This window comes from Enterobacter sp. BIDMC 29 (genome assembly GCF_019378755.1).
Taxonomy (GTDB): Bacteria; Pseudomonadota; Gammaproteobacteria; order Enterobacterales; family Enterobacteriaceae; genus Enterobacter; species Enterobacter ludwigii.
Genome location: NZ_CP080000.1, coordinates 48,255 through 56,773, shown reverse-complemented (window position 1 = coordinate 56,773; position 8,519 = coordinate 48,255). Strand labels below are relative to the sequence as shown.

The 8,519-nt window shown below is 52.1% G+C and carries 8 protein-coding genes; 5 read left to right on the top strand and 3 right to left on the bottom strand.

From position 1 onward, the window contains the following. Positions 1-9 precede the first annotated feature (9 nt). Positions 10-906: a LysR family transcriptional regulator gene (locus tag JTA15_RS00265; RefSeq protein WP_032677486.1), complete on the bottom strand. Its 897-nt coding sequence runs from the start codon at positions 904-906 to the stop codon at positions 10-12. A gap of 97 nt (positions 907-1,003) precedes the next feature. On the opposite strand from JTA15_RS00265, the gene JTA15_RS00260 reads away from it, so the two are divergent. Together JTA15_RS00260 and JTA15_RS00255 are read left to right on the top strand one after the other, a co-directional pair. Then, positions 1,004-1,798 (top strand): SDR family NAD(P)-dependent oxidoreductase, encoded by a 795-nt coding sequence (locus tag JTA15_RS00260; protein WP_020885260.1) that lies wholly within the window; start codon positions 1,004-1,006, stop codon positions 1,796-1,798. Positions 1,799-1,866: 68 nt separating this feature from the next. Beyond that, entirely contained in the window at positions 1,867-3,081 is a 1,215-nt protein-coding gene (locus JTA15_RS00255; RefSeq protein WP_219372720.1) for an L-dopachrome tautomerase-related protein, read from the top strand. A gap of 404 nt (positions 3,082-3,485) precedes the next feature. On the opposite strand, the gene JTA15_RS00250 is transcribed toward JTA15_RS00255, so the two are convergent. Continuing rightward, positions 3,486-3,845: a LecA/PA-IL family lectin gene (locus tag JTA15_RS00250; RefSeq protein WP_044868113.1), complete on the bottom strand. Its 360-nt coding sequence runs from the start codon at positions 3,843-3,845 to the stop codon at positions 3,486-3,488. Between the two features lie 786 nt (positions 3,846-4,631). Here JTA15_RS00250 and JTA15_RS00245 point away from each other — a divergent pair. Both JTA15_RS00245 and JTA15_RS00240 read left to right on the top strand, forming a co-directional pair. Then, positions 4,632-5,396: a LecA/PA-IL family lectin gene (locus JTA15_RS00245; protein ID WP_014168780.1), complete on the top strand. Its 765-nt coding sequence runs from the start codon at positions 4,632-4,634 to the stop codon at positions 5,394-5,396. Between the two features lie 87 nt (positions 5,397-5,483). Beyond that, entirely contained in the window at positions 5,484-6,872 is a 1,389-nt protein-coding gene (locus JTA15_RS00240) for a carbohydrate binding domain-containing protein (RefSeq protein ID WP_255580132.1), read from the top strand. A 184-nt stretch (positions 6,873-7,056) separates the two neighbouring features. On the opposite strand, the gene JTA15_RS00235 is transcribed toward JTA15_RS00240, so the two are convergent. Further along, positions 7,057-7,749, bottom strand: a complete 693-nt coding sequence (locus JTA15_RS00235; RefSeq protein WP_219373225.1) for a DAPG hydrolase family protein — start codon at positions 7,747-7,749, stop codon at positions 7,057-7,059. 108 nt (positions 7,750-7,857) lie between these two features. On the opposite strand from JTA15_RS00235, the gene JTA15_RS00230 reads away from it, so the two are divergent. Continuing rightward, on the top strand, positions 7,858-8,499 hold the full coding sequence (locus tag JTA15_RS00230; RefSeq protein ID WP_219372718.1) for a TetR/AcrR family transcriptional regulator: 642 nt from the start codon (positions 7,858-7,860) through the stop codon (positions 8,497-8,499). The last annotated feature ends 20 nt before the right edge of the window (positions 8,500-8,519 follow it).

Below are 8,519 nucleotides of genomic sequence, written 5' to 3'. Positions count from 1 at the left end.
CCCTTGTCGTTATTGCGTGGTCAGGAGATCAATCATCGCGCGGGTGGCAGCGGATTGGCGCCGGTGTGGCGCGAAGATCACCGAGAACGGCCGCGAGCGTCCGCGAAGGTGAGGAAGCACCTCCACCAGTTGACCGCGCTGTATCCTGTCCCGAACGATAAATTCATAGCTCTGGCAAATCCCCATACCGTGTTCAGCCAGGGAGACGACACCCAGCACATCATCCGATGTTTCGATAGTTGAAGCGGGTAGCCAGTCCACATCGCGTTCGTCTTCCCGAAACACCCACGGAGCGATGCGACCGGTGCGCGGCAAAATAAACGGCAGACACATGTGTCGGTGCAAATCATCCAGCGTTTGCGGAGTCCCCATCCTGTGAAGGTACGCGGGTGATGCGACCAGCAGCAAAGCGGCATCCTCCAGTTTACGCGCGACTAAACCACTGTCGGGCATCTGACCCAAACGAATCGCCAGATCGAACCCTTCAGCAATCAGGTCGACGTTGCGGTTGGTGATGTTCAAATCCACCTGAACGCGCGGGTAGTGTTGGGAGAATCGCGCCAGCAAGGGCGGCAGACGATAGTGACCGTAGGTAGTCGGTACACTCATGCGCACGCGTCCGGTCAGGTCGCCTTCCTGGCCCTGCCCATCACGTTCGGCTTCATCCAGCAGGGAAAAAGCAGAGCGCGCCTGCTCCAGATAGACTCTCCCTGCCTCGGTCAGGCCTACCCGACGGGTGGTTCGCTGTAAAAGCTGTCGTCCCAGACGCGTCTCAAGGCGCGAAACTGCACGACTCAACACCGAGGGCGTGGTGGACAGGGCGACGGCAGCAGCAGTAAATGAGCCGTGTTCTACGACAGCGATGAAGACCTCAACATCGCCAAGATAATCGAATTTTCTGCTCATTATGCTCTTTCAGGAACAAATGTTTTTCAATTCCGCTAATTTATCTCCAGTTGGGCGATGAGTAAAGTGTGCGCATTCATCACCAGAGGGTAAAATCATGGATCTTCAACTCACCGGTAAGACAGCACTCGTTACTGGCGCAACCGCGGGGATTGGTCTGGCCATCGCCCGCACGCTGGCGCGCGAAGGCGTGGCCGTCACCATTACTGGTCGTGACCACGCGAAATTGCAAAACGCCGTGGCAGACATTACCGCCGCTCAGCCTCAGGCGCAGGTCACCGCCATCGTTGCCGACCTGGCAAGCGCTGAGGGGGCAAAAGCCCTGATCGCGGCCTGCCCTGACACCGATATTCTCATCAACAACCTGGGCTTTTATGAAGCCCGAGACTTCGCCGACATCACCGATGATGAGTGGCTGAACATGTTCAACATCAATGTCATGTCCGGCGTTCGCCTGTCACGGCATTACTTCCCGCGCATGCTGGAACGCAACTGGGGCCGGGTGATTTTTATGTCGAGCGAAGTCGGCGCGTTCACGCCGCCAGACATGGTGCATTACGGCGTCAGTAAGTCGGCGCAACTCGCCGTTTCGCGCGGTATGGCCGAACTCACGAAGGGGACGGGCGTTACGGTCAACAGCGTACTGCCTTCAGCGACCCGCTCCGACGGCATTATCGAATACCTGCGCCAGACCGCACCTGCACCGGGTATGACCGACCAGGAGATCGAAGCGAATTTCTTCCAGACCTACCGTCCCAGCTCTCTTATCGCGCGAATGATCGATGCTGATGAGATAGCCGCGATGGTCGCGCTGCTGGCGAGCCCGCTGGGCGCTGCCTCTAACGGCGCCGCGGTGCGCGTCGAAGGCGGCACCTTCCGCTCCATTCTTTAATGCAGCAGCCGTCATGACCTGAGGGGAATCAGTGTCCCCTGCTTTCCCCTATTTACCGGAGCATAGAAATGTTCAAACGTACCCGTAATATGTCCGCCATCGCGATGGCAATGTTGTTCTCTTTTGCGAGCGTAGCCAGCGCAGCGAACCAGGCCCCTCTTGAGCGCTGGCGCAGCTATACCGGCGTAACCTGGAATACGCCTGAGAAGGGGGAAACGCCGACGCCGTTTTCCGGCTCGGTTAACGCGCCCATCGCAGGCATCCACTTTGATGCAAAGGGAAGAGCCTTTGTCAGTACCCCTCGACTGGTTTCAGCCGGTGCACCCGCGACGTTAAGTATTCTTGATACGACCGTGCAGACCGGACCGGCGCGCCTCACGGCATTTCCGTCCCGCGAGGGTAATGCGGTGGAAACCGCTCCCGATCAGAACCTGCGTAACGTGCTTGGCTTCTATATTGACCGTAAGAATGGCTGGCTGTGGGCCCTGGATATGGGGTTCGTCGCGGGAGAAGCGGAATCCCCCGTGGGTTCGCAGAAACTGATGGTGCTGGATCTGAATACCGGCCGCACGATCAAACGCATTCCACTGGATGGCGTGGCAGACCGCAAGGCGAGCTTCCTCAATGATGTGGTTGTTGATGAAACGCGCCGTGTCGCTTACATCTCCGACAGCGGCTCGCGCAGTGCGCCTGAGAACCGCGTCGGTCTTATCATCGCCGATTTCGCAACCGGCACTGCCCGACGTGTGCTCGACCGTCATCCAGACCTGCAGATTGAGCCGGGTGTGAAGGTGGTCTCGCACGGGGCTGAAGTCTGGCCTGGTCATCCATTACTGATTGGCATCAACGGTATTGCGCTGTCTCCGGATACCGGCTCGCTCTACTGGACGGTGACGACAGGGACCCATGCGTTTGCGGTACCGACTGACATTCTGCGAAAGCCAGGTGCTGACGATGCGCAGATTGCGGCGCAGATCCGGGATCTTGGTTCGGTGGGAGGCAATACCGACGGTATCGTGACCGATGCCAAAGGCAACCTCTATATCACCGATGTGACACACAACGGTATTGTCAGGTATGAACCGAAGAGTGGCTCAATGACCCTGATGGCGTCAAACGACGGCGTACACTGGCCGGACACGCCGGCCATCAATCCGGACGGGGATCTGATCTTTACCTCCAGCAGCCTGAACGACCATTTTGCTGGCGCGGTCAAACCTGGCCAGGAGCGCTATGACGTATGGCGTTTACCCCTGAAGGCGTTGCAGGATAAGCGCCAGTAACGCGACTGCGCATGCTCAGCACTGAAAACACTACACGCTCACAGGGACTCTCCTTGTGGGCGTGTACATTACTGACGCCGGTGTATGCGAGATAACCGGTGTAGCCAGAAGCAAACGGGCAATGACAGCAACAGAAAAAGGCAAAATGCGGCCAGGAATGCATCCGTTGTAGTAAAATGCAGGACTGAAGCCGCCAGTCCCCCTGCGATTCCACTGAGCACTATCAGGCCAAAAAACACCCACCCGGTAGAGTACCAGAGAATATTGTTGATTAGTCTTCTTATCATCTGCTGAGTTCTGCGAATAATATTGGAATGAATAAGATATCGGTTTGAGAACGCCGGACATAATCCCTGCCGCCATATCAATAGGGCTGAAATCGCTGTATCCGAAACGACCCGTTCTTACCGGTATACATTGACGCTGAAACTGCCGGTATTATCAGAGTATCCAACCTCTGTATCGGCAATATACAGATGCAGGGTACCGCTCTGGGGAGCCGCCCATTTATATACTCCACCGCCTATATCATAACCTTTGCCAGAGGTATCAAATCTCGCCTTCAGCACCTTATCATTGCAGGTAATGAGCCCTTCTTTCACCCTGCCATCCGGCACCGCCAGCGCAAATTCTTCTTTACCGTATTTAATCCAGCCAGAGGCCATTATCGTTATCTCATCACCGGCATTCAGTTGCAGGCCTGTATTAATACCGGCAGGAATATTTGCAGGAACTTCTCCGGACCATTCTGGCTTAGCCGTCATGCTATTCTCCTTTATCAAGCTTCATTAACATTACATTTGATGCGTGCTTTACATCAATCAAAGACAAAACTCCCCTGCATGTGACAGACATCACATTTAGTATTCATAACATTTCATCATGGATGCATCTGAATATATTTATCTTTTCCAGACTTATGTCGAAAGAATAATGCGATTTCTTTTTTTACGCTGCGTTTTATATAAACACACCGACACAGCCAACAACTAAGACACTGATTTATAATTGATTTTAATGTTAACTATAGGAGTAATCGCACTTTTAATCATGACTGTAATTATACCTTTAGTAAATTAATTATCTTACCTGACAGGCGGTAATAATAGGTACACAAAGCAGTGAGAGGGCGCATTACAGCACCGCCTGCCGTGATATCCGCCCAATAAAAAACCTCTACCTCTCCACTTAATTTCTCGCCTCCACGACGGAAAAGGAATGGGTTAACAAGTATCCATTTAGTTACCATGTCTATTACTTTTTTGGTTTCAACATATACCTCTCACTCACACACATTACCGCTCTGGAGTAACAAAACACAGTATGAGATTAATCCTAATATTTAATTCGCAGAACTGCAGCAGACGGGAGACGAACGAAAATCATCAGCATCATTTCCAGAATATTATTTGCTGAGCGGCATATCTGTTTATATTCTGATTGTGAATGCCGTACCCCTGAGTAACAAAAAACATTATCTATAGGCTATTTATTACCTCATACCACTGACAAGCTGGACGCTCTACGCTGTCACGATTACGGAGAATTATATGACTGTTTCACCTGCATGGTCGGGCAATATTGACGCAACTGCTGACACGGGCATTAATACCGGACTTAAACTAAAAGCCGGGCAAAAAATCAGTATTATTGCGGAAGGATGGATTAAATACGGTAAAGAAGACTACGCCCTGGCATCGCCATACGGCAGGCTAAAAGAGGGCTTTGTCTTACGGAACGATAAGGTGCTGAAAGCCCGATTCAGTGCATCCGGAAAAAGCTATGACATTGGCAGTGGTGTTTACCAGTGGTCAGTACCGGAAGACGGCGAGCTGATTCTCGTGGTCAGTGACTCTTCACATCGCGACAACAGCGGCGCTTTCAGCGCGGTTGTGTATATCGCTGAAGACGAAAAGAAAGCGGCGGCTCAAAAGGCGGACTGGAAAGGTCATGTTCCCGCAACGCGCAGTGACTGGACCCACACCGGCGTATCCGTGAGCAAAGGGGACAAGGTGATGCTGATTGCTGCCGGTACCGCTCAGTACGACAGCCGCGGTCGCAGCTTTGGACCTGACGGCGACAGCCAGCATCCGTCAGCACAAAAACCGGATCCCACTTTTGTCCTGCCAGAAGCACTGGCGGGGAAATTACTGATCAAAGCGGGTGAGCATATTTACGGTATCGGAAGCGGCGGTAGCGACTGGGAAGTCCCTGCTGATGGCGAAATTTCATTCATTTTTAACGATACAAATGTTGCGTCTGAATACGCCAATAATACGGGAGGTTATGACGTCAGGTTTGTTGTGCTCGGTTGAAATGCCCGCAGGGAGGCAACGTGCCATTCACGGCCTTCCCTGCCGGTTCACTGGAAAACAAAAATGAACGTTAATGGAGCCCCTGATATGAGCATTATGGACAATAAAAAAGTTGATTTGGTTTTCATCATCGACAGCAGTCTTTCAATGAAGGATGAAGCGGAAGCGCTCTGTGCAAAACTTGAGAGCGCCATTGAGGAGGCCAGAAAAGCCTGCCCTTCGGATTTACGAACTGATTTTCTGGGTATCGAAGGCGTTTTTGCCGGCACCAAATTTAATAAAACGGTCCGTCAGTTCCTGACGAGCGAGGCCGGTGCTAACCCGTCCGCCCTGAAAGGCAGAGAGTATGTCAAAGAGGGGAACCCCGCTCAGGAAGATGTGGCGCCAGCTGCGGAGGACGTTATCCGTCATTACAACTGGCGTGACGGCGCTGAAAAGAATGTTTTTGTGCTGGGAGACGAAAGTCTGAAAGGCGGAGAGATGACCCTGGATGCGGCCCGCATCAAAGCCTGCGATGATGCCATTGCCACCGCCCTGGAGTACGGTGTCAAAATCCACTCCTATCTGGGCACGCCTCATGTCTCATTACCTTATCCCACCCCGGATGATGAGAAAGCCATGGTTCGGGAATACAAGCGCCTGGCGCTTCGTACGGGTGGTGAGCATTATATCTACACCTCCGGCATTGCCGATTTTGCCTCGGTTTTAAAAAGCACCATTTGCGCCAGTAAGGCCACGCAACACGACAGCGTGGCGAACAAAAAAGAAGAAGCAGATGCGCTGGAAGGTAAAACGCCAGCGAAGACGCCTGGTAATGGCAGCGATCTGTGCGCACAGGCCCCTGAGATTGTCCGGGCGGTGAATACGCTTGCTGATGTGCTTAAGAACCTGATTGACGCTTGCGCCAGCGACTGTCGTTGCAAAGAGAATACGCCCCCTTGCCCGTGTCAGGAACATCACAACAAACCGGTGCCCCCCTCCTCACCCCCCGCTGCGCCGGACACTGCCCCTGTCAGTCCCGAACCGCCAGCAACACCTTTCCTGGATGAGAGTAAGTTTACGAATAATCATCTGAATAACTGGCAATTTGGACCGGCAACGCCTGAGCATGAGTTTTACTCAGAAGGTGGCGCGACCATGATTCGTTTTCCGACCACCAATGTTAAAGGCCGGACACACAATGGTGTGCTGCTTTATAAACATTATTCGGAACTCCAGCCGGGGAAACGCTATCGCTTCAGCCTTCAGGCTCGCAGGGACAATGACTACAAGGTGATACCCGAACTGTCACTGCGGGTGGCAGGCCAGGATATTACCTCGGTTACAGCACTTGCCGTGAAAGGCGAGTGGGTCACGCTGTCAGGAGAGTTTACGGCGACACAGGGCGATAATGTGCTGGAAATTTTCAGCCATAAAGCCAGCGGCGATGGTAACGATTTCAGCATAACTGGAATCACAGTAAAATCAGTCGATTGATTTTGTTACGCTGAATTCATTTCAGATATGAAGTGATGCCGGTTTGGCTACGCGTTGGTTAAACCAGGCATCACTGCTTAGCCAGTGTGCATCACGCAGGCGATAACGTTGGTCTGGCCCGGTAATACACGGTGGGCATGATTACCCTCGTCGACACGTTTATTTGAGCAGTTAAACCTGCGAGTTACCAGGGAAGCGCAATTTTCTCATCATTCGCTTTCTCGCCGTAATACAGAGAAGGCAGGAAACGAGACAAGAACGTGAACTCTGTATAACAGTGTCGCATAAGCGCTAATCCAACGTCATCGGCAGGTTCAGCGTGGTCGTCATTACTCATACCCAGAATAAACCGGCTACGCAGCACACAACCAAAAGGCGTATCCCGGACAACATGTAGCATTTGTCCGTCCAGCGGGTCGCCCTGGCTACCCAGTTCAGTTTTTTCACCGAAGCCTATCCTTGCGGCAATGATTGCCGAGACACTCCCATCCGCCATTGCCTTGTCGACAGCCATTTCGCCAAATACCGATGCAGGGTGATGGAATTTAAGACGCGCGGGAATGGGAGGGATTTCAGCTAATGATTCAACTGCATGGATGCTTGCGCCGTAAAAACTTTCCCCACGCTTCCAGTTGGCGTCCCATCCACGATGCTCAACATGATCAACGGGATGCCACCATTTTATATGCTGCGTCGTTTCAAAAAAGGTAAACCACCAGTTAATCATACGTCCTTTGCAGCCATGTAAATCAGTGCGTACGGAGACCAGCAGACTCCCGTCATCCAGACGTTTAATACCGGTCTCCAGCGGCATGGGAGAAGGATCAAGCAATGCCGAATAATCCAGCCAGGGCCTGGCAATATCGTGTTGTCGCATTTTTTTCTCCATTAGCATTCGGAAGTTCGCACCATTTAGGAAACGAAGTGCGTTTCCTAAACATTACCGATAGAATGGTCGTATGACAAGCGAAAAGGAATCTCAAGGGTGACCCAACCAACCAAACCACGCGGACGCCCCTCAGTCCCTGAGGAAGAGGTGAAGAAACAAATCATTGGTAGCGCGATGGCCTTGCTCTTTGACAAAGGCTATGACGCCACAACAATTGAGGCGGTTGCATCGCATGCAGGCGTTGCCAAAAAGACCGTCTATCGCTTTGCGAAAAACAGAGAGGAATTGCTTGGCCTTTCGGTTAGAAACTGGACGGATAACTACGCCCCACTCCTGCAGAGCGATCCGACAGATAAGAATGACGTTTTACCGGCGCTAAGAAAATTACTGGCTGCGATTTGTGGTCAGGCGCTATCAGTAACCGCCGTGAAAATGTTTCGCCTTCTCAATACTGAATTTCCTGGCAAAGATGATCTTCTCAAGAAATACACTGAAAATGGCATAGCGCGCGGCCAACAATTACTCACTGAGTGGATTACACGACAGCAAAAACAGGGCTGGTTGCCGATGTTACCTGCAGATACCAGTGCCAAAATCATACTCGCCATGTGTGTCGCCGAACCTCTTCGGCAGGCGGCGATTGGTTTAACTCATCCCATTGAGAAAGCAGATATTGAGGCACATTTGGATTCTTGTATGCCTTTTATTTTACTTATATTCAGGCAAGGTGATGAATGACATAGTACCTGGCGATTCGA